This window comes from Arthrobacter sp. MDB1-55 (assembly GCF_059092925.1).
The window spans coordinates 132,832-151,184 of sequence record NZ_JBNHID010000001.1 but is presented as its reverse complement, the minus strand read 5'-3'; the positions used below and the strand labels follow the sequence as shown (position 1 = coordinate 151,184).

Below are 18,353 nucleotides of genomic sequence, written 5' to 3'. Positions count from 1 at the left end.
AAGTCTAGCAGTGGTCCGGTTGCGCTCCTGACGCCCGTTCGTGAGGATGGGGTGAGTGTGAGCAAGCCCACCATGCGAGCTGCACCAAAACCCCGCACCCCAGGAGAAGCCATGTCCACCGCCGCCGCCATCCGCTCGCACGCCGCAGACATTTCCGAGGAGGTCACGGAGTTACGCCACAAGCTCCACCAGGAGCCGGAGATCGGCCTGCACCTCCCCCGTACCCAGGAAAAGGTGCTGGAGGCCCTCGACGGGCTTCCCTACGAAGTGAGCGTCGGCAAGGACACGACGTCGGTGACCGCAGTACTGCGCGGAACGGCGCCGTCCTCCGCAGCCCGCAAGCCCGTAGTTCTCCTGCGCGGCGACATGGACGCGCTGCCGGTTCAGGAGCAGACCGGCGTCGACTACTCGTCTCGAATTGACGGTGCCATGCATGCCTGCGGCCATGACCTGCACACGGCGATGCTCGCCGGGGCCGCCCGGCTCCTGGCTAACCGGCGGGACCAGCTGGCAGGCGACGTCGTACTGATGTTCCAGCCCGGCGAGGAAGGGTTTGACGGTGCGGGGGTGATGATCCGTGAAGGTGTCCTGGAGGCCGCCGGGCGGCGGCCGGATGCGGCATACGGAATCCACGTTGTGTCCTCGATGCTGCCGAACGGGCTTTTCGCCAGCCGGCCGGGCACACTGATGTCCGCCTCCGACGCCCTGTACATCACAGTTCACGGCGCGGGCGGCCACGGTTCCGCTCCCCACCGCGCGAAGGACCCCGTGACCGTGGCCGCGGAGATCGTGACGAGCCTGCAGACGATGATCACGCGGCAGTTCGATATGTTCGACCCTGTGGTGCTGACAGTAGGGCTCCTGCAGGCGGGCACCAAGCGCAACATCATTCCCGAATCGGCGCGCATCGAAGCTACGATCCGCACATTCTCGGAACAGAACCGGGACCTCATGCGCACAGCGATTCCCCGCCTGGTCAATGGCATCGCGGAAGCGCACGGCCTGTACGCGACGGTCGACTATGAGACGGAGTATCCGCTGACCGTCACCGACGAGGGTGAAACGTCCAACCTTGAGAAGAACGTGCATGAGCTGTTCGGCGATGAGCGGTACACCCGGATGGTGAACCCGCTCAGCGGCTCAGAAGACTTCTCGAGGGTCCTGGCGGCCGTGCCCGGAAGCTTCGTGTTCCTCTCGGCGGTGAAACCCGGTGTTGATCCGGCGGGGACGGCGTTCAACCACTCCCCCTATGCCGCCTTCGACGACAGCATCCTCGCTGACGGCACGGCCCTCTACACGCAGCTGGCGGTTGCCCGGATCGCGGAGCTGGCCGCCGCCTCAGCCTGACCGGTCAGGAACCGGCTTGGCGGGCCTCGCTACGCTTGTAGAGATGAGTACGCAGCCTGAATCCCAGCCCTTCCCTGCCCAGCCCGTATCGTTCGTTCGCCGCGGCTCACGCCTGCAGGGCCGCCGTCGTGATGCGTGGGCGGAATTGTCCGAGGGCCTGGTGGTGGAGGTCCCGCGCAACTCCGCGGCCGACACGTCAGTGGACCCAACCTGGGAATACGACGCCGCCGCCTCCTTTGGGCGGGATGCGCCGCTTGTCGTCGAGGTGGGCTCTGGCCTGGGTGAGGCCGTGGCGCATGCCGCCGCCGAGCGGCCGGAACACAACTTCCTTGCCCTCGAGGTCTACAAGCCGGGGCTGGCTCAGACCCTGCTCCGCATCGATCAGCGCGGGCTCACGAACGTCCGGGTTGCGCAGGTGAACGCCGCAGAAGCACTGGCCACGATGATCCGCTCCGCCTCGGTCGCTGAGCTGTGGGTCTTCTTCCCTGACCCGTGGCACAAGACGCGTCACCACAAACGGCGCCTGGTGAAGGATTCCTTCATTGAGCTCGCCGGCCGGGTCCTGGTGCCCGGCGGCCTCCTGCGCCTCGCTACGGACTGGTCGGACTACGCGGCGCAGATGCGTGAAGCGGCTAATGCCTCGCCGTTCTTTGAGAACCTGCACGACGGCGAGCGCGCCGGTGCCGACAGTCCGCTCACCCAGGTCTGGGCCAGCGGGGTTGAGCACGAGGTCGGCGGGACCCCTCGGCGGGAGGGCCGCGAGCGGGCCGGCACCGCTTCCGTGAACGACGGCGAGGACGCACTCGGAGGCTGGGCGCCGCGCTTCGAGGGTCGCGTTCTCACGAGCTTCGAAAACAAGGCGCACGATGCCGGGCGCATGATTTTCGACCTGACCTACCGGCGCGTTTCCTAGGTCCCGCCCTCAGCCGCGGACGTCGTGCAGGTGATGGACGACGTCGTGCAGTCCATATTGTGCGAGGGTGCCGATGGTGAAGCGCGAGCCGTTGCTTCGCCGCCCCTGCCGGTTCCAGTCGGACACTGAATCGAGCAGCACGGCGTAGTCCTCGCCCGCTGCTACGAGGTCGCGTGACACTCCGGCAGGATCCTCTCCGGGGTAGTTCTTCTCGTCGGCGGTTCGGTCCTGATCCCAGTCCGCGAAGACCGGATCCTCCTGGGTCAGCATCAGTCGCGTCCTCTCAGTGAAGAGCACGTACACGTCGCGAACATGCGCGGCATATTCAAGCGCTGACCAGGTGCTCTCATCCGGACGTTCGCGGACGTCGGCCCGGTTGAGCACACTCCGCCAGCGTGGAAAGTCCTCCCGGTGCTGTTGCGCGATACTCTCCGGCGGGTGTACAGCGGGGTCGAAGCCGCATTCGTCGCAAGCCCGCTCGAGGACCCACGTCCAGTCTTTGGTGTCAGGTTGAATCGCCATGGGTGGAAGCGTATCCGTGCAGGTGCAGGTTTGACACCCGATGACCTACGAGCCCACTGACTATTGCCACAAAGCAGTTTGTGGTGCAAAGTGGTTTGCATGAACTCCTCCGAGAAAGAGACCGTGGAAAGCCCCGAGCCCTTCGACGGCGACCGGCCACTGGACCTGAATGCCGCCCTGAGTGTTGTTGCTGCCGCAGAGAAGCGCGCACGCCGCGAGCTGCGTGCCGATGGAACGTGGCTGTACCTTTTATGGGCCCTCGCCTGGCTCCTGGGTTATGGCTTACTTCACGGTTCCCAGAAGGGCTGGCTTCCTCTGCAACCCGAGACCGCGCTCCTGGTTTTCGGTGTGCTGATCGCCCTCGGCGTTATATCCACCGTGGTGGTCTTCGCCCGACAGAGCCGCGGCATCCGCGGGCACTCAACCTTCACAGGCGGGTTCTACGCGGTGTCCTGGGCACTCGGGTTCACTGTCCTGAGCGCGCTGGGCGGTGCGATCGCTGCCGCAGTGGATGACTTCTGGCTCCGCGGCATGCTCATCAACGGCATCGCAATCCTGATCGTCGGCCTGCTGTACATCACCGGCGGAACCACCTTCAACGACGTCGTCCAGGTTGTGATGGGGATCTGGTTCCTCGTGGTGGATCTCGCCGCCATCTTCGCAGGCCCGGACCACTTCCTCACCGTGTTCTTCATCCTTGGTTCCGGCGGCTTCTTTGTCGGCGCGGCCTTCGAGGCACTCCGGCAACGGCGGAGGTTCTCCCATGCCTGAGCTTGACCCCGTGATCCATGCCGAATCGAGGCTGCGCGCCATCGCCACTCTGAATGAAGTCGGCGAGCGCGACCGGATCGCCTTCACCAAACTGCAGAAGATACTCGAGATGACCGCAGGCAACCTCTCGACGCACCTGCGCAAGCTTGAAGACGCCGGTTACGTCACCGTCTCGAAGACCATCGAGGGGCGGACGCCCGCCACCTACGTCGCCATCACACCGGAAGGGAAGGCTGCTTACGCCGCCTACCGGAAAGCCTTACACGAGATGCTTACCATCGAGCTGACGGAGAAACCATGACTTCCCCTGCCATCACTGTGTCCCCACGGGGCACGACGACGGCGCTCGCCTCCGCTGATGCTGTCACGAAGACCTTCGGAACGACCCCCGCCCTCACGGGCGTCTCACTGCAGATCAACGCCGGAGAATCAGTCGGCCTGCTTGGTCCGAACGGTGCCGGCAAATCCACACTGATCGGTCTGCTCTCGGGCCTTCGGCGACCGGATTCGGGATCGGTCCGTCTGTTCGGCGGGGACCCTGCCCACCCGCGCACCAGACTGCGACTCGGGATGACGCCCCAGGCGACGGCAGTTCCCCAGAACCTGACCGTCGGCGAAGCCGTACGGTTCGTCGCCGCACACTATCCCGATGCGGTCTCCAGCAACGAACTCCTGGCCGACTTCGGACTCGCGTCCATAGAACGCAAGCAGTGCGGCGGCCTTTCGGGCGGGCAGCAGCGGCGCCTGCTGGTGGCCCTCGCCCTGGTGGGCCGACCGGAACTGGTGATCCTGGATGAGCCCACCACCGGGCTCGACGTGGACGCCCGCGAAACCCTGTGGGCGCAGTTGCGTCAGTACCGTCGCTCCGGCGGTACCCTGCTCATCACGAGCCACTATCTGGAGGAGATCCAGGCGCTCGCCAACCGCGTGGTGGTCATCGACCGCGGCACGATCATCGCCGACGGGACCGTGGACGAAATCCGAGGCACAGTCTCCGTGAGCAAGGTTTCCTTCCGGACGAAACTGCCGCCGTCGTCGTTCAGCTCTATTGCCCACACCGTGGAGGTGACAACAGCGGACAACGGGCGCATCACTCTCGTCACCCACAATGCGGACGCCACCGTGCGCGAACTCGTGCTGCGGGACCTGCCGTTCGAACAGCTCGAAGTCCACGCAGCCACCCTCGAGGAAGCCTTCCGCGCCATCACCGCCAAGGAGCAGCCATGAGCACCACCGCCGCCAACCCGCCCTCGCAATTCTCGCTGATCCGCACCCATACCAAGGCGCAATTCCTGGAACAGTTCCGCATCCCGGTGGCCGTGATCGCCGCGGTGGTCTTCCCGGCGTTGGTCCTGGTGTTCTTCGTGGTGCCGCAATCGTCAGTGACGGAGAATCCCGGCGCTTCGCTGTCCGCCATCGCGCAGCTGTCGGTTTTCGGCGTCATGAGCGCCTACCTGTTCAACTACGGGGTGGGCGTGGCTGAGGACCGCGCCAACCCATGGAGCACCTACGTCCGATCCCTGCCTGCCGGACCGCTGCCCGGAATACTGGCGAGGGCAGCCGGTGCAATGCTGTTCGGCGTCATGTCCCTGATTCCGGTCCTGGTCATCGGAGCCACCCTGACCAGCGCCCTCGAGTCGTTCACCGGTGGGGACCTTGCCTGGTGGCGCATCCCGTTCGCTGTCGCCGTCTGGCTGTTGTCCGGACTGCCCTTCCTGGCCCTTGGGCTTCTGATCGGGTACCTGTGCACTTCCAAGGTGGCCGTGGCTGTGACCCAGGTTGTCTTCTTCCCCCTGGCTTTCGCCGGCGGAATGATGCTTCCGCCGGCGGCGTTCCCTGAGTGGCTGGACACCTTCTCGCTGTTCCTGCCTTCGCGGGCGGCGCGTGACCTGGCCGTCTTTGCCCTCACGGGCGAGGGACTGGAGGCGACGACGCTCGTATGCCTGCTGACGTGGACCTTCACCCTTGGCGCCGCTGCCCTGTGGGCAGCCCGGCGGGATCAGGGCCGTCGGTTCCGCTGAGCAGCGGCAGGAGGATGCCCGCTGCCAGGCACGTGGAGCGGGGCACCGTTCTCACACGAACGACGATGCCGGCAGGTCCTGTTCCCCGGCGGTGATTGCGTCGACGATGCGGCAGGCGACCGCGTCCGGATCCTTACCCTGGGGCAAACGCGGAGCCTGGCGTAACCCACGAAGTTGGTCAGGAGCAGTTCGTCCAGGGTGTCATCGTCGAGCTCTGAAGCGGGGCCGAACGCCACCACATCCGCCGAGCAGACGAGCCCATCCAGCATGCTGTCGCCCAGCGCGTCGATGATGCTGCCCGGCCCTGCCGGCGCGGTGAGGTCCGCTGGAAATGCACCTGCTTCCAACTCGGCTGCCAACGAATCGAGCTTGCCTCGGTCGCGTCCGCTGAGCGTCAGACGCGCACCCCGCGAGCTCAGCTCGCGGGCTATGCGCGAACCGAGCTGGCCGGTGGCACCGACCACCAGGAAGTGTTTGCCGACAAGAACGCTACCGCTGCTCTGTTCCATGCCCAGAGCCTAACAACCGGCTCCGACAAGTCCCGCGGAGGGCGCCGGCAGTACGCCCTTCAGGGCCTACCGCGGTCGGTCCGGCCCTTCAGCTGCCGGAGTTGCTGCTCGGTAGCGTCGCGTGCCTCGAGTTCTTCGAATGCCCGCTCGAGGTTCGGTGACGAGGGATCCGACCACGCAAGCTCTTCCTGTGCTGCCTGAAGATGCCGCAGACGCCGGGCTTCCTGTTCCGCTTCGCGGGCGGCGCGAGCAGTTTCTGCACTGCTGCCCGCAGAGGCTGAAACTGCACCCTGGACTTCCAGGGCTGCCTGGGTAGCCCCTTGCTGCGCCCTCAGTGATTCGAATCGGACCGCATTCTCGTGCAGCGAGGTTTCCAGACGGTACAGATCGGCCTCGAGCGAGCGGAACTGGCGGTCGACGTCGTCTCGCTGTTGGGTCAGCGTATCGAGCCTCTTCTGCACCTCCAGCGCCCGGCGCAGGGCTGCACGCGCAGCGTCGTCGTTCGAGTTCGCAACCGCGCGCTCTGCCTCACGGTTGCAGGCGTCGAGGTCTGCGGCCGCCTGCCGGGTCAGGGTCTCCACCCGGTGCCGGACGGCGGCGAGGTCCGCTACGCTGCGACGTGCCCGGTCGAGGTTTTCCTCCTGCTGCCGCTGCGACTGCCCGAGCGTGGCGATTGGGTCGACGGGTTCCTGCGCATTACGGCGTGAGGAAATGATGCGTGAGATGCGGCGTCGGACGGACACGTCGGCTATGCCCGCCGGGTGCCGGTGCCGTACGCGGCGTTCCAGGTTTTCAGCGCGCCGATCTCCATGGTGAGCCGCGACGTGGCGCGGTCAAGCTGCCTGCTGCCCGAGACCTGGTGAACCTCCAGGAGCGTGCGGCGCAGCTGTGCTGACAAATCGCAGAGGGAATCCACCTCGGATCCGATGCTGCGGGCGAGTTCCTCCCGCAGGACCCTGTTGGGTTCGCGCTCGGCAAGGGCGATCCGTTCACCGAGTACCGCCTCAGCGCGCGTGAGGTCTTCGGCGGTTGCGGCGAGGGCACCGGCGGGGGACCCCTGGGCGATAGCGGCTGAGAGGGACCGGCGGGTGGCGTCGGTTGAGCGCTCAAGCTGAAGGCGGTACCTCGCGAGTTCCCGGGAAGACGCGTCCGTGGAGAAGGACCGAATGCGGCTGCTCCCCCTCTGGATCCGGCGGCGGAGGATTCCTGAGCGTCGGATGCGGCGAACAATCAACCAGGTACCGGTTGCCGCGCCGATCGCCAGTACGCCCAGGACTGCTCCGCCGAACAGGAGGAGCTGGAGTACACCCTCCAGCAGGACTTCCGCGGCGTCAGCGAACTCTGATTCAGGCATGTATACAAGTGTGCCGTGGATTTGGACGTTGCGCCATGTGAGGAGCCCTCAGCGGGAGGGGTCTCCGCGCCAGATCATCAGCGCCTGGCTGCGCGGGCGGGGGCGCTGCCCCCGGGCGAGGGTGACGACGTCGCCCGCCAGCCCTGCAGCGAAGACGCGGCTGGTTTCCGCTTTACGGCGCTGTGACAGCTCCTCAGTGAGTTCACTGACCCGGTGTTGTAGGGCCATCACCTGATTCTCGAGTTCGAGGATGCGCCGGATTCCTTCCAGGGAGACACCCTCCTGGGAAAGACGCTGGACCTCGCGCAGGACGTTGACGTCACGCTGGGAGTACCGGCGGGCCCGTCCCGGTGCCCTGCTGGGAGTGACGAGGCCCAGCCGGTCGTACTGACGCAGAGTTTGGGGATGCATGTCTGCCAACTCTGCGGCAACAGAGATGACGTAGATCGGCATATTCATATCAACAGACATTGGTGTCGCTCCCCTCTGCTGCCTAGATTTCCCACACCCTAAAGCCGTGCCTTCTCGGCAAGGTTGTTCCGCGGATCGGCGTCCTTCGTGGCGTTCGCGAAGGCTTCCACAGCGGCCTCTGCCTCCTTGTTCAGGTTCTGGGGAACGACGACGTCGATGGTCACCAGCAGGTCACCGGTTGCCTTGGACGTCTTCACCCCTCTGCCCTTAACGCGCAGGGTCCGACCGGAAGGTGTGCCCGCGGGTATTTTGACCTTCACCGTTTCCCCGTCGAGCGTGGGCACCTCCACCTGCGCTCCGAGGGTTGCCTCGGGGAAGGTGACCGGCACGTGCACCCGGATGTTGTCGCCGTCGCGCTGGAAGAACGGGTGCGGCTTCACGTTCACCGTGACCATCAGGTCGCCGTTGCCCGCCGGCCCGGTCTGTCCCTTCCCGCGGACCCGGACCTTCTGGCCGTCCCGAATGCCGGCAGGCACGCGAACATCGATCACCTCGCCGGACGGTTCCCGCAGGCCGATGGTGGTCCCCCGGATGGATCCCGCGAAGGAGATGGTGGTGCTGGCGGTACGGTCCGCGCCCTTGCGGGGCGGTGCCTGGTACCCGGGGAACCCGCCGCCCGACGAATAGCCGCCGCCGAACAGATCGGCGAATTCCGGAGGCAGGTTGCTGCCGCCGCCGAAACCGCCGCGTTGACGGCCGGCTGTTTGCCCGAAGAGGTTGCCGAACATGTCGTCGAACCCGGCGCCGCCGCCCGGTCCGCCCGGTCCACCCGCAGTGAAGCGGGCTCCACTGCCCATCGCCCGGATGGCGTCGTACTGCTGACGTTCCTCCGGGTCGGACAGCACCGAATAGGCCTCCGAGATGTCCTTGAACATCTTGTCCGAGCCGCCCGTGCTCTGGTTCTGATCGGGGTGGTGCTTTCGCGCGAGCTTCCGGTAGGCCTTCTTGATGTCGGCGTCGGAGGCGTCCTTGGGCACACCAAGGATCTTGTAGAAGTCCTTGTCGACCCAATCCTGACTAGCCATCTGACCCCTCCTCTCTATAACTCTTCGTGTTGTCGGGTGGGGACGAAGGGAGCCCCCGAACGGCGGCAACGAAATTCCGAGACTCGCAGAGCTCGCTTCGGAATATTAAAGCCGCCTTCCTCGGGGACTCCCTCCGTCCGGTCTGACTACTCCGGTACCGCGACGATCACCTGGGCGGCCCGCAGGACTCGCTCGTCCTTCTTGTAGCCTGCGCGCAGGATCTGGCTGACGCTGTCGAACTGCACGTCCGCGCTCGGCTGCTGAATGAGTGCCTCATGGATGTTCGGGTCGAACTCCACTCCGGTCTCATCGATGCGGGACAGGCCGTAGGTCTTCAGGGCGTTCTCCAGTTTGGTGGAGATCGCGGCGAAGGGCCCGTCTGCGAGGTCACCGTGCTGGCGCGCGGCGTCGATGTCGTCCAGAACCGGCATGAGCGAGTTCAGTACCCCGATCACTGCCATATCCCGGGCGACGTCGCGATCCCGCTCCACGCGCTTGCGGTAGTTGACGTACTCGGCCTGAAGGCGGAGGAGGTCGTTCCGAAGCTCTGCCTCGACGTCGGTGGAAGGCGTGGAGATCTCTTCCCCGCCGCCGGCCTCGTTGAGGATCGCCTCTGCCTGGGCCAGTGCATCAGCACCGGCGTCGGGACCATCCGCAGCCATCCCAGGGGCGCCTGCATCAGCGCTTCCTGAGCCGGGCTCCTGCCCGGCACCCGCAGAGGGTGCCTGGTCAGGAGAGCCCGAACCGGAATTGTCCTGCTGCCCACGGACCTTCCCAGTTTCCGGGTCGATCTTCCGGTTATCGCGGAAGCTGACTGGTTCTGAGTGCTCTTCTTCGTTTCCGTGGTGCGGCATGGCTACTTCTTCTCGTCTTCGTCGACAACCTCGGCGTCGACGATGTCGTCGTCGTCCGCCTTGGTCCCGTTCTCGCTGGGCTCACCGGCACCGGCAGCACCGGGACCGGAGGCGCCCTCCTGCTGGGCCTGGGCGTAGATGGCTTCACCGAGCTTGGTCTGCGAGGTCTGCAGCTTCTCGAAGGCGGCCTTCACCTCATCATCGTTGTCCTGGGACTCGAGGGCCTTCTTCAGGGCGTCGACGTCGGCCTGAACCTCGGTCTTGACTTCCTCCGGCAGCTTGTCCGAGTTGTCGTCGATGAGCTTGCCTACCGAGTAGGCCAGCTGCTCGGCAGAGTTGCGGACATCGGCTGCCTCGCGGCGCTTCTTGTCCTCGGCTGCGTGCTCCTCGGCTTCGCGGACCATGCGGTCGATGTCTTCCTTCGACAGCGCGGTTCCGCCCGTGATGGTCATGGACTGTTCGGTTCCGGTGCCCTTGTCCTTGGCGGACACGTGCACGATGCCGTTGGCGTCGATGTCGAAGGTGACCTCGACCTGAGGAACGCCGCGGGGTGCCGGTGCAATACCGGTGAGCTCGAACGTGCCCAGCGGCTTGTTGTCACGGGTGAACTCACGCTCGCCCTGGAACACCTGGATGGCAACCGAGGGCTGGTTGTCATCGGCGGTGGTGAAGGTTTCACTGCGCTTGGTGGGGATGGCCGTGTTGCGCTCGATGAGCTTGGTCATCACGCCGCCCTTGGTCTCGATGCCCAGCGACAGCGGGGTCACGTCGATCAGGAGGACGTCCTTGCGCTCACCCTTCAACACACCGGCCTGCAGCGCAGCACCAACGGCTACGACCTCATCCGGGTTCACGCCCTTATTGGGCTCCTTGCCGCCGGCCAGTTCCTTCACCAGGTCCGAGACAGCCGGCATACGGGTGGATCCACCGACGAGCACGATGTGATCGATGTCCGAGACCTTGATGCCGGCTTCCGCGATGACGTCGTGGAACGGCTTCTTGGTGCGGTCCAGCAGGTCCTTGGTGAGGTCCTGGAACTTGGCGCGGCTCAGGTGCTCGTCCAGGTGCACAGGGCCGTCCGGGGTGACCGAAAGGTACTGCAGGGAGATGTTGGTGGACGAGGCGGAGGACAGTTCCTTCTTGGCCTGCTCGGCAGCTTCCTTCAGTCGCTGCAGTGCAATCTTGTCCTTGGAGAGGTCTGCGCCCTTGGCCTTTGCCTGCGCGAGCAGGAAATCCACAACGCGCTGATCCCAGTCGTCGCCGCCGAGGCGGTTGTCACCGGAGGTTGCACGGACCTGGATGGTCGAGAAGTCGTCCTCATCCTTGCCGACCTCGAGGAGCGAGACGTCGAAGGTTCCGCCACCGAGGTCGAACACGAGGATGAGCTCGTCTTCCTTGCCCTTGTCCAGGCCGTAGGCGAGAGCTGCAGCCGTGGGCTCGTTGACGATGCGCAGCACGTTGAGGCCGGCGATCTCACCGGCTTCCTTGGTTGCCTGGCGCTCGGCGTCGTTGAAGTAGGCCGGCACGGTGACGACGGCGTCGGTCACCTTTTCGCCAAGGTAGCTCTCGGCGTCGGTCTTCAGCTTCTGCAGGATACGGGCAGAGATTTCCTGCGCCGTGTAGGTCTTGTCATCCACCTGCTTCTTCCAGTCGGTGCCCATGTGGCGCTTGACGGAAGCGATGGTGCGGTCGATGTTGTTGACGGCCTGGCGCTTTGCGATCTCGCCGACCAGGACTTCGCCGCCCTTGGAGAAAGCGACGATGGAGGGAGTGGTGCGTGCACCCTCAGCGTTCGCGATGACGGTGGGTTCGCCACCCTCAAGCACAGAAACGACTGAGTTGGTTGTTCCGAGGTCGATACCTACTGCACGTGACATGCGTGTTCCTTTCGACGAGCCGCTGGCTTTGGTTTCCACCGGCCGGGATTGTCGGTTCCGCTCAGATTGAGCGTTCTGCACTCAACCTTACTACGACCTGATGGAGTGTCAAGCTGAAGTTGAGTCTACTTCGCTCAACTCGCGATCCGCACGGTGCTTTGGGTCGGACGAAGAGGAGGCCGCGCCGTCGTGCTTTGCCAGCTTCGAGGGCCACCAGATCTTCGGGCCGAGGTCATATGCGAGCGCCGGAACCAGCAGCGACCGGACGATCACCGTATCCAGCAGCACACCGAACGCCACGATGAACGCGATCTGCGCCAGGAACAGGATGGGGATGATCCCGAGCGCGGCGAACGTCGCGGCAAGGACGATTCCCGCCGAGGTGATCACCCCACCGGTCACGCCGAGGCCGCGGAGGACGCCCGGCCGGGTTCCGATGCGCAGCGACTCCTCCCGCACGCGTGTCATCAGGAAGATGTTGTAGTCCACCCCCAGCGCGACGAGGAAGACGAAACCGAAGAGCGGCACCGAGGCATCCGCGCCATCGAACCCGAGGATGTTGTTGAACACCAGCGCCGACACCCCGAGCGCGGTCGCATAGGACAGCACCACCGAGCCGATCAGCAGCAGCGGCGCCACCACCGAGCGCAGCAGGAGCATGAGGATGACCAGAATGACGACGAGGACTATCGGGATGATCTTCGTCAGGTCAGCCTGCGCTGTGACGTTAGTATCCAGCGCGACGGCGGTTACCCCGCCGACCAGCGCATCCGGGCTCACGGCATCCAGGTCAGTGCGCAGCTGCCTGACGAGTTCCTCCGCTTCGGCGGAGTCCGCCTGGTAATCGAGGGTCGCCCGCATCAGGACGTTGCCATCGCGTACGACGACGGCGCCCGCCTGGTCGGCGACAAGCGTCGCCTCCGCTACACCCTCGGAGCTTTCAAGGACCTCGAGGACTCCATCTTCCCGCCCGGCAGGCGCAATCACGATGACCGGGCTGCCTGCGCCGGCGTCGAAATGGCGCGCCAGCGCATCCTGCCCGTCGACCGCGTTTGACGGCGAAAGGATCACTGAAGACTGCGGCACACCGGATGCCTGCAGCTGAAGCAGTCCCAGCGAGCCGGCGGCGAGCACCAGCAGGGACACAACCCAGACCGGGCGCGAGAACCTCGACACCAGGTGGCCGATGCGCTTCCAGGTGCCGCGCAGACCTTCGAGTCCCGTGACGTTGCTGCCGTGGACTCCGGCAGGATGGGTACCGGCTTTGGGCCGCAGCGGCCAGAATGCGCTACGGCCGAAGATCAGGAGGAGCGCAGGAAGCAGGCTCAGCGCGGCAAGCAGCGAAAAGACAATACCGATCGCGGCGATCGGACCGAGGCTGCGGTTCGAATTGAGATCCGAGAAGAGCAGGCACAGCAGCGCGAGAATGACGGTGGCACCCGATGCGACGATCGGCTCCACCGACGCACGGTAGGCGACCCTCATCGCGTCCCCCTTCGAGCTGAATTCCGTCAGGGCTTCCCGGTATCGGGCCACGAGCAGCAGCGCATAGTCCGTCGCGGCACCGATCACGAGGATCGACAGGATGCCCTGGCTCTGGCCGCTCAGTTCAATCCACCCCCAGAGCGCAAAGGCATAGACGAGCAGGATGGAGGTGGCCAGCGCGAAGACGGACGTGAACAGGACCAGGAACGGCAGGATGAGTGCACGGTAGACGGCCAGCAGGATGACGAACACGGCGGCAAGCGCCACGGCAAGGAGGATTCCATCGATACCCCCGAAGGCACTGACCAGGTCCGCTGTGAAGCCGGCGGGGCCGGTGACATACCCTTCGGCATCTGCCGGCAGCTCGGCCTCCAGCACCTCGCGGAGTTCGATGATCACCTCGCCCAGTTCGGCGTCGTCGGCCACCGAAGCGATGTATTGGATGGCAAAACCGTCCTCTGAGGGGATCGGGCCAACGACGGCGGGCTGGCCCTCCGCAGCCGGCTCAAGCCCGGGCACATCCGCGAGCCGGGTAGCCAGCTCCTGGTACTGCGCCAGCTCCGGCGGCGGAATCTCCGATTCCGACTCGACGACGATGACGGCGGGTATGGCAGTGGAGTCGGTGAATGCTTCCTGCAACTCGCCGGCCTCCGTCGATTCCGCGTTCGCGGGCAGGAAGGACGCCTGGTCGTTGCTGGAAACCTCCTCCAGCTTCCCGAAGGTGGGTCCGCCGAACCCGGCACCGATGAACCACAGCACCACGATGAATGCCGGAAAGAACACCCGGACCCACTTCTTCTTGAACATGCCAATCCCTTCTAAGTATCTCTTTTACCTACTATATCCATGATGGAGATAAATAGCAGTATCCTAATCTGTAGGTAGAGGAGGAACATGGCCGACGCCGCACCACGTGAACTGATGGCCCTGCTGCAACAGTTCACTGTCGAGACCGATCGATATGTCGACACCATCAGCGTTCGGGATGCACTGCACCGGACTGACCTGAACGCGCTCGGCATCATGATGGGCGCCGCTCGTGCCGGTGCCACCGTGACCCCGGGCATGCTCCGCCAGGCTCTCAATTTGAGTTCACCGGCAACCACCGCCCTGATCGACCGGCTGGACGAAGCGGGTCATGTCCGCCGTTCACGCAGTTCCGTGGACCGGCGGCAGGTACATCTGGAGATGACGGAGAAGGCCCTCGCCACCGGCACCAGGCTGTTCACTCCGCTGGCCAGGGAAGTGGAGCAGTCGCTCGCCGAATTCACGCCTGAGGAGCTCGCACTCCTCAGCAGGATGATGCGGAAAGTCACCGACGCCACGGTGCACGCACGCGAACACGCGATGGACGAAGCACCGGGGTAATCTGTCGATCATGAGCGACGAGGTCTACTCCCACGGCCACCATTCGAGCGTCACCAGCGCCCATGCAACGCGCCGGGCAACAGATTCCGCCGGGTACCTGCTGGAGCACCTTTCGTCCGGAATGAACATGCTGGACGTCGGCTGCGGTCCCGGGAGCATTACCGCCGACTTCGCCGCACTGCTCGATCCCGGACAGGTCATCGGCATGGACCGCTCAGAGGACGTTGTGGCATTGGCCGAGCGGACGTACGCAGGGGTGGAGAACCTCTCCTTCCGCACCGGCAACGTGTACGACCTTGACCTCGAGGACGAGTCCGTCGATGTTGTCCACGCGCATCAGGTGCTGCAGCACCTCACCGACCCGGTCGCCGCGCTGCGTGAGATGCACCGGGTTGCGCGGCCGGGAGGGATCATCGCGGTCCGCGACGCAGACTTCCACGCGATGGCGTGGTACCCACCTACGCCGGAACTCGACGAGTGGATGGACACCTACCAGCAGCTGGCCCGCAGCAACCAGGCCGAGCCCGACGCCGGACGCCACCTCCTGGCGTGGGCACACGAAGCGGGACTCACGGACGTGGAAGCTTCGTCGTCGAACTGGTTGTACGCCACCGAGGAACGCCGGCGCTGGCACGCCGAGACCTGGGCGGAGCGGGTCCTGAGTTCCGGCTTCGCGGAGCAGACCCTCGAGCGGGGTCTGGCAGACCAGGCCACGCTGGAGCGGCTGGCTTCGGGATGGCGCCGCTGGGGCGAGTCACCGGATGGCTGGTTCCTCATCCCCTGCGGTGAACTGATCATCCGGGTATAGCGCTGTCGGCACGCCCGATGCGCCCCTCCTGCCTTCATACCTAGGATTGACCCATGTACAGGATCGTCACTGTCTGCACCGGTAACATCTGCCGCTCTCCCATGGCCGAGATCATGTTGAACCGTGCCTTCGAGGAAGCGGGACTGGACGACGACGTCATGGTTGACTCCGCAGGCACCACCGGCTGGGAGGCGGGTAACCCGATCGACGAGCGCGCAGCCGCAAAGCTGACCGAGCTCGGCCTCACAAGCGAAACCCACCGCGCACGGAAGTTCGATCCCATCTGGTACGCAGAGCGGGATCTCATCCTTGCCCTCGATGTGGACCACTACGAGGATCTGAAGCTTGAGGCTCCCGATGCGGAGAGCCGAGGCAGGGTGCGGATGCTGCGCGAATTCGACCCGTCGACGGCCGGCACGCCGATCTCCGAGCTTGGCATCTACGACCCCTGGTATGGGGACAGCGCCGATTTCGAGGCCACGTGGCAGATGATTCACGACGCCGTTCCCGGGATCGTGCAGTTCGTGCTGGAAGAGCTCGCCCGCGGCCACGCTGCCCGGTGATCCTCTGTCATCAGAGGCCGACAACTGTGATGGGAGACCGATAACCGTAGTTAAAGACCTACGACGCTCCTCAGCACCGCAAGGTGCTGCTCGAAGAGTTGTTCCGGGTCCGAGAAGGTGCCCTCGCCATACTGGCCGAAGACCTCGAAGCTGACGATGCCGAAGAGCGAGGCCCACACGAGGGTTCCCCGCACGATGAGGTCGTCATCCGCTGCCAGGCCCATCTCCTCGCGGATGCGTGCCAGATCCGCCGGCAGCATGCCTTCGGCGGGGACACCCGGCATGATGCCGGGGAGCGTCCCACCCCTGCTGTTAGCCCGGTAGGCGTCGTCGTAAATGCGGACCAGTGCCCGAATGACCCGCGTACCCGGGCCGGTGGTCTGCTCTGCCGGAGCGTGATAACCGGGCACAGGACTGCCGAACAGCAGGGCATAGCGGGCCGGCTCCCGCACAGCCCAGCGGCGAACCGCGCGCGCGAGCACCAGGAACTTCCCGGCATGATCCGATGGCGCCACCTCCGCCACTGCTGCGTCCACCTCATCGCCGAGCTCGGTGTAGGCATCGACCACCAGGAGAGTGAGGAGCTCGTCCCGGCTCTTCACGTAGCGGTACACCGCGGAAGACACCAGTCCCAGATCCCGCGCGATGGCACGCAACGACAATGCCGCAGCCCCGTGCACGACAAGATGCTCCCGACCAATGCGCGTGATGTCCTCCATCGTCTGAGCGCGCGCACGTTCCCTCGGAGTTGGAGTCATACGCCCATGCTTTCCGACCGCGAGAGCGGTGTCAACAAGAGAGAGCACCGCTCTTGACAGTAGCCCTCCAGGCGCTCAAACTGTTTGCGAGAGCACTGCTCTCTTTTCCTCAACAACCACCAGGAGCAACCAATGACACAGCTATTCGCCGTCACCGGTGCGGGACCGGTCGGCTGGACCATCGCCGAACACCTGGCAAGCCGAGGCGACACCGTGCGCGTCCTCACCAGATCCGGAAGCGGTCCTGACCTGCCAGGCATTGAACGCGTCCGCGCTGACGCGTCGGACTACCGGCAGATGCAGCAGGCGTTCGACGGCGCGTCGGCCATCTTCCACTGCATTCATGGTTCCGCCTACACCGCCGCTACCTGGGAGTCGGAGCTCCCCCGGGCCGAGCAGGTGGTTTTGGAGGCGGCCGGGCGAGCAGGCGCCGTCGTCGTCTTTCCAGAGAGTTTGTATTCCTATGACCGGCCCGATGAAGTCATGACCGAAACGTCTTCCCGCGGCGCCGCCGGCGGCAAGCGAGGCGTGCGGACCACGCTGTTGCAGCAGCGCGAGGCATCATCCACGGCGACGGTCAGCGTGGTGGCGTCGGATTTCTATGGACCACGCGTCCGCACCGCCCATGCCGGCGAGCGCATTGTCCCCCGTGTGCTCGCCGGAAAGACCATCCGGCCGCTGGGGAACCCGGACCTTCCGCACTCCTTCACGTACGTTCCGGACCTTGCAGCGGCGATGATCGCCGCGGCCGCGCGGGACGAGCTCTGGAACTCACTCCTGCACGCGCCGACGGCCGCTGCTCCCACCCTGCGTGAGATGGTCCGCGGATTTGCCCGAGCCGCGGGGGTGGCTGAGCCTCGGACGAAGCCCATTTCGGGCCGGATGGTCCGTGCGCTGGGAGTGGTGTCGGGCGACCTGCAGGAACTCAAGGAGCTGCTCTATCAGTTCGAGAACCCGTTCGTCATGGACTCCTCACGGAGCGAGGCGCTCCTGGACCTCAAACCCACGCCCCTTCAGCAGGGCGCAGCAGCGACGGTGAGCTGGTGGCAGGGGAAGGAGGCCGCGGTGGACAGCCCTAAGATTATTCAGTGACTCTTTCGCTGTGGCTGGCACTCGTTGGTGCCCAGGCGCTCATCAGCTTTACGCCGGGTGCCGGCGCCGTGAACACCATGAGCAATTCGCTCACGGTGGGATTCCGGCGCTCCATGTGGGGCATCCTCGGCCAGCAGCTTGCTCTCCTTGTTCACATCGCCGTCGTTGCGGCCGGAGTCGGTTTGCTGGTGGCCGGGTCGCCGCTGGCTTTCAACGTCATCCGTTACACGGGAGCCGCCTATCTGGCGTATCTCGGGATCCGGAAGTTCCTTGAGCGTCCCGTCCCGGCCGAGCAGGCGGCAATGCTCCATGCCGAAGGCGCGGGTTCAATGTTCCGGCGCGGCCTCTGGGTGAACCTCCTCAATCCGAAGGCCATCGTGTTCTTCCTTGCCTTCGTTCCACAGTTCATCCGGCCTGACCAGGAGCTGCTCGGCCAGTACGGGGTGCTGGCGGGCACCGTCGTCGTTATCGATGTCCTGGTGATGTGGCTCTTCTTCGCGGCAGCTGCCCGCTCCTTCAGCCGGTTCACCAGCGGTCCGAGCGGCCAGCGCCTGCTCAACCGCATCTTCGGGAGCCTGTTCATCGCCGTCGGTGCACTGTTGGCGTTCGCCTGAC

Annotated in this window: 21 protein-coding genes; 11 read left to right on the top strand and 10 right to left on the bottom strand. The window is 65.2% G+C overall.

Annotation, left to right across the window (positions count from 1 at the left end; all coding sequences use genetic code 11):
- The first annotated feature begins 111 nt into the window (after nucleotides 1–111).
- Together AC5RU3_RS00755 and trmB are read left to right on the top strand one after the other, a co-directional pair.
- Nucleotides 112–1,347, top strand: coding sequence for a M20 metallopeptidase family protein (locus AC5RU3_RS00755; RefSeq protein ID WP_493964631.1), 1,236 nt, complete (start codon nucleotides 112–114; stop codon nucleotides 1,345–1,347).
- A 43-nt stretch (nucleotides 1,348–1,390) separates the two neighbouring features.
- Complete coding sequence (gene trmB / locus AC5RU3_RS00750; RefSeq protein WP_493964630.1) at nucleotides 1,391–2,260, top strand: tRNA (guanosine(46)-N7)-methyltransferase TrmB; 870 nt, start codon at nucleotides 1,391–1,393, stop codon at nucleotides 2,258–2,260.
- A gap of 9 nt (nucleotides 2,261–2,269) precedes the next feature.
- On the opposite strand, the gene AC5RU3_RS00745 is transcribed toward trmB, so the two are convergent.
- Nucleotides 2,270–2,782, bottom strand: a complete 513-nt coding sequence (locus AC5RU3_RS00745) for a DinB family protein (protein WP_309072107.1) — start codon at nucleotides 2,780–2,782, stop codon at nucleotides 2,270–2,272.
- A gap of 99 nt (nucleotides 2,783–2,881) precedes the next feature.
- Between AC5RU3_RS00745 and AC5RU3_RS00740 the strand changes: the two genes are divergently transcribed.
- From AC5RU3_RS00740 to AC5RU3_RS00725, 4 genes are read left to right on the top strand one after another with little or no spacing between them, the layout of a single operon-like run.
- Complete coding sequence (locus AC5RU3_RS00740) at nucleotides 2,882–3,553, top strand: hypothetical protein (RefSeq protein ID WP_309072106.1); 672 nt, start codon at nucleotides 2,882–2,884, stop codon at nucleotides 3,551–3,553.
- The gene (locus tag AC5RU3_RS00735) at nucleotides 3,546–3,854 is read left to right on the top strand and encodes a transcriptional regulator (RefSeq protein ID WP_309072105.1); all 309 of its coding nucleotides are present in this window, start codon (nucleotides 3,546–3,548) and stop codon (nucleotides 3,852–3,854) included. The genes AC5RU3_RS00740 and AC5RU3_RS00735 overlap by 8 nt, the downstream gene beginning before the upstream one ends.
- Nucleotides 3,851–4,780 (top strand): ABC transporter ATP-binding protein, encoded by a 930-nt coding sequence (locus tag AC5RU3_RS00730; RefSeq protein WP_309124382.1) that lies wholly within the window; start codon nucleotides 3,851–3,853, stop codon nucleotides 4,778–4,780. The genes AC5RU3_RS00735 and AC5RU3_RS00730 overlap by 4 nt, the downstream gene beginning before the upstream one ends.
- Nucleotides 4,777–5,574, top strand: coding sequence for an ABC transporter permease (locus AC5RU3_RS00725; protein ID WP_493964629.1), 798 nt, complete (start codon nucleotides 4,777–4,779; stop codon nucleotides 5,572–5,574). The genes AC5RU3_RS00730 and AC5RU3_RS00725 overlap by 4 nt, the downstream gene beginning before the upstream one ends.
- Here AC5RU3_RS00725 and AC5RU3_RS00720 read toward each other — a convergent pair.
- The 8 genes from AC5RU3_RS00720 to AC5RU3_RS00685 all read right to left on the bottom strand — a co-directional run bounded on the left by AC5RU3_RS00720 (nucleotide 5,553) and on the right by AC5RU3_RS00685 (nucleotide 13,956).
- Nucleotides 5,553–6,083 carry an SDR family NAD(P)-dependent oxidoreductase gene (locus AC5RU3_RS00720; protein ID WP_493964628.1) on the bottom strand — a complete coding sequence of 177 codons (531 nt, stop codon included), beginning with the start codon at nucleotides 6,081–6,083 and terminating at the stop codon, nucleotides 5,553–5,555. The genes AC5RU3_RS00725 and AC5RU3_RS00720 overlap by 22 nt on opposite strands.
- A gap of 59 nt (nucleotides 6,084–6,142) precedes the next feature.
- Nucleotides 6,143–6,826 (bottom strand): PspA/IM30 family protein, encoded by a 684-nt coding sequence (locus tag AC5RU3_RS00715; RefSeq protein ID WP_309071777.1) that lies wholly within the window; start codon nucleotides 6,824–6,826, stop codon nucleotides 6,143–6,145.
- Between the two features lie 5 nt (nucleotides 6,827–6,831).
- Complete coding sequence (locus AC5RU3_RS00710; RefSeq protein ID WP_309071776.1) at nucleotides 6,832–7,437, bottom strand: hypothetical protein; 606 nt, start codon at nucleotides 7,435–7,437, stop codon at nucleotides 6,832–6,834.
- Between the two features lie 48 nt (nucleotides 7,438–7,485).
- Nucleotides 7,486–7,908, bottom strand: coding sequence for a heat shock protein transcriptional repressor HspR (locus tag AC5RU3_RS00705; RefSeq protein WP_309071775.1), 423 nt, complete (start codon nucleotides 7,906–7,908; stop codon nucleotides 7,486–7,488).
- A 38-nt stretch (nucleotides 7,909–7,946) separates the two neighbouring features.
- Entirely contained in the window at nucleotides 7,947–8,933 is a 987-nt protein-coding gene (locus tag AC5RU3_RS00700) for a DnaJ C-terminal domain-containing protein (protein ID WP_309071774.1), read from the bottom strand.
- 146 nt (nucleotides 8,934–9,079) lie between these two features.
- On the bottom strand, nucleotides 9,080–9,787 hold the full coding sequence (locus AC5RU3_RS00695; RefSeq protein WP_309071773.1) for a nucleotide exchange factor GrpE: 708 nt from the start codon (nucleotides 9,785–9,787) through the stop codon (nucleotides 9,080–9,082).
- A 2-nt stretch (nucleotides 9,788–9,789) separates the two neighbouring features.
- Nucleotides 9,790–11,664, bottom strand: a complete 1,875-nt coding sequence (dnaK, locus tag AC5RU3_RS00690) for a molecular chaperone DnaK (RefSeq protein ID WP_309071772.1) — start codon at nucleotides 11,662–11,664, stop codon at nucleotides 9,790–9,792.
- 108 nt (nucleotides 11,665–11,772) lie between these two features.
- Nucleotides 11,773–13,956, bottom strand: coding sequence for an MMPL family transporter (locus AC5RU3_RS00685; RefSeq protein WP_493964627.1), 2,184 nt, complete (start codon nucleotides 13,954–13,956; stop codon nucleotides 11,773–11,775).
- Between the two features lie 87 nt (nucleotides 13,957–14,043).
- Between AC5RU3_RS00685 and AC5RU3_RS00680 the strand changes: the two genes are divergently transcribed.
- Genes AC5RU3_RS00680 through AC5RU3_RS00670 form a run of 3 tightly spaced genes read left to right on the top strand, consistent with a single transcriptional unit; the run spans nucleotide 14,044 to nucleotide 15,888 of the window.
- Complete coding sequence (locus AC5RU3_RS00680; protein ID WP_309124375.1) at nucleotides 14,044–14,517, top strand: MarR family transcriptional regulator; 474 nt, start codon at nucleotides 14,044–14,046, stop codon at nucleotides 14,515–14,517.
- Nucleotides 14,518–14,527: 10 nt separating this feature from the next.
- A complete protein-coding gene (locus AC5RU3_RS00675; RefSeq protein WP_493964626.1) occupies nucleotides 14,528–15,325 on the top strand; it encodes a methyltransferase domain-containing protein in 798 nt (265 codons plus the stop codon).
- 53 nt (nucleotides 15,326–15,378) lie between these two features.
- Nucleotides 15,379–15,888, top strand: a complete 510-nt coding sequence (locus AC5RU3_RS00670) for a low molecular weight protein-tyrosine-phosphatase (protein WP_309071768.1) — start codon at nucleotides 15,379–15,381, stop codon at nucleotides 15,886–15,888.
- Between the two features lie 50 nt (nucleotides 15,889–15,938).
- Here the strand turns inward: AC5RU3_RS00670 and AC5RU3_RS00665 are convergent, their stop codons facing one another.
- Entirely contained in the window at nucleotides 15,939–16,646 is a 708-nt protein-coding gene (locus tag AC5RU3_RS00665) for a TetR/AcrR family transcriptional regulator (RefSeq protein WP_493964625.1), read from the bottom strand.
- A gap of 132 nt (nucleotides 16,647–16,778) precedes the next feature.
- On the opposite strand from AC5RU3_RS00665, the gene AC5RU3_RS00660 reads away from it, so the two are divergent.
- Both AC5RU3_RS00660 and AC5RU3_RS00655 read left to right on the top strand, forming a co-directional pair.
- The gene (locus AC5RU3_RS00660) at nucleotides 16,779–17,738 is read left to right on the top strand and encodes an NAD-dependent epimerase/dehydratase family protein (protein WP_493964624.1); all 960 of its coding nucleotides are present in this window, start codon (nucleotides 16,779–16,781) and stop codon (nucleotides 17,736–17,738) included.
- Nucleotides 17,735–18,352: a LysE family transporter gene (locus tag AC5RU3_RS00655; protein WP_493964623.1), complete on the top strand. Its 618-nt coding sequence runs from the start codon at nucleotides 17,735–17,737 to the stop codon at nucleotides 18,350–18,352. Before AC5RU3_RS00660 ends, AC5RU3_RS00655 begins: the two co-directional genes overlap by 4 nt.
- Nucleotide 18,353: the final 1 nt, after the last annotated feature.

What these genes read in the sequence shown, in the direction of transcription:
- dnaK (WP_309071772.1), bottom strand. Translation starts at nt 11,664, where the DNA reads ATGTCACGTGCAGTAGGTATCGACCTCGGAACAACCAACTCAGTCGTT.
- AC5RU3_RS00665 (WP_493964625.1), bottom strand. Translation starts at nt 16,646, where the DNA reads ATGACTCCAACTCCGAGGGAACGTGCGCGCGCTCAGACGATGGAGGAC.
- trmB (WP_493964630.1), top strand. Translation starts at nt 1,391, where the DNA reads ATGAGTACGCAGCCTGAATCCCAGCCCTTCCCTGCCCAGCCCGTATCG.
- AC5RU3_RS00720 (WP_493964628.1), bottom strand. Translation starts at nt 6,083, where the DNA reads ATGGAACAGAGCAGCGGTAGCGTTCTTGTCGGCAAACACTTCCTGGTG.
- AC5RU3_RS00710 (WP_309071776.1), bottom strand. Translation starts at nt 7,437, where the DNA reads ATGCCTGAATCAGAGTTCGCTGACGCCGCGGAAGTCCTGCTGGAGGGT.
- AC5RU3_RS00660 (WP_493964624.1), top strand. Translation starts at nt 16,779, where the DNA reads ATGACACAGCTATTCGCCGTCACCGGTGCGGGACCGGTCGGCTGGACC.
- AC5RU3_RS00670 (WP_309071768.1), top strand. Translation starts at nt 15,379, where the DNA reads ATGTACAGGATCGTCACTGTCTGCACCGGTAACATCTGCCGCTCTCCC.
- AC5RU3_RS00725 (WP_493964629.1), top strand. Translation starts at nt 4,777, where the DNA reads ATGAGCACCACCGCCGCCAACCCGCCCTCGCAATTCTCGCTGATCCGC.
- AC5RU3_RS00695 (WP_309071773.1), bottom strand. Translation starts at nt 9,787, where the DNA reads ATGCCGCACCACGGAAACGAAGAAGAGCACTCAGAACCAGTCAGCTTC.
- AC5RU3_RS00730 (WP_309124382.1), top strand. Translation starts at nt 3,851, where the DNA reads ATGACTTCCCCTGCCATCACTGTGTCCCCACGGGGCACGACGACGGCG.
- AC5RU3_RS00755 (WP_493964631.1), top strand. Translation starts at nt 112, where the DNA reads ATGTCCACCGCCGCCGCCATCCGCTCGCACGCCGCAGACATTTCCGAG.
- AC5RU3_RS00740 (WP_309072106.1), top strand. Translation starts at nt 2,882, where the DNA reads ATGAACTCCTCCGAGAAAGAGACCGTGGAAAGCCCCGAGCCCTTCGAC.
- AC5RU3_RS00735 (WP_309072105.1), top strand. Translation starts at nt 3,546, where the DNA reads ATGCCTGAGCTTGACCCCGTGATCCATGCCGAATCGAGGCTGCGCGCC.
- AC5RU3_RS00675 (WP_493964626.1), top strand. Translation starts at nt 14,528, where the DNA reads ATGAGCGACGAGGTCTACTCCCACGGCCACCATTCGAGCGTCACCAGC.
- AC5RU3_RS00745 (WP_309072107.1), bottom strand. Translation starts at nt 2,782, where the DNA reads ATGGCGATTCAACCTGACACCAAAGACTGGACGTGGGTCCTCGAGCGG.
- AC5RU3_RS00700 (WP_309071774.1), bottom strand. Translation starts at nt 8,933, where the DNA reads ATGGCTAGTCAGGATTGGGTCGACAAGGACTTCTACAAGATCCTTGGT.
- AC5RU3_RS00680 (WP_309124375.1), top strand. Translation starts at nt 14,044, where the DNA reads ATGGCCGACGCCGCACCACGTGAACTGATGGCCCTGCTGCAACAGTTC.
- AC5RU3_RS00685 (WP_493964627.1), bottom strand. Translation starts at nt 13,956, where the DNA reads ATGTTCAAGAAGAAGTGGGTCCGGGTGTTCTTTCCGGCATTCATCGTG.
- AC5RU3_RS00705 (WP_309071775.1), bottom strand. Translation starts at nt 7,908, where the DNA reads ATGTCTGTTGATATGAATATGCCGATCTACGTCATCTCTGTTGCCGCA.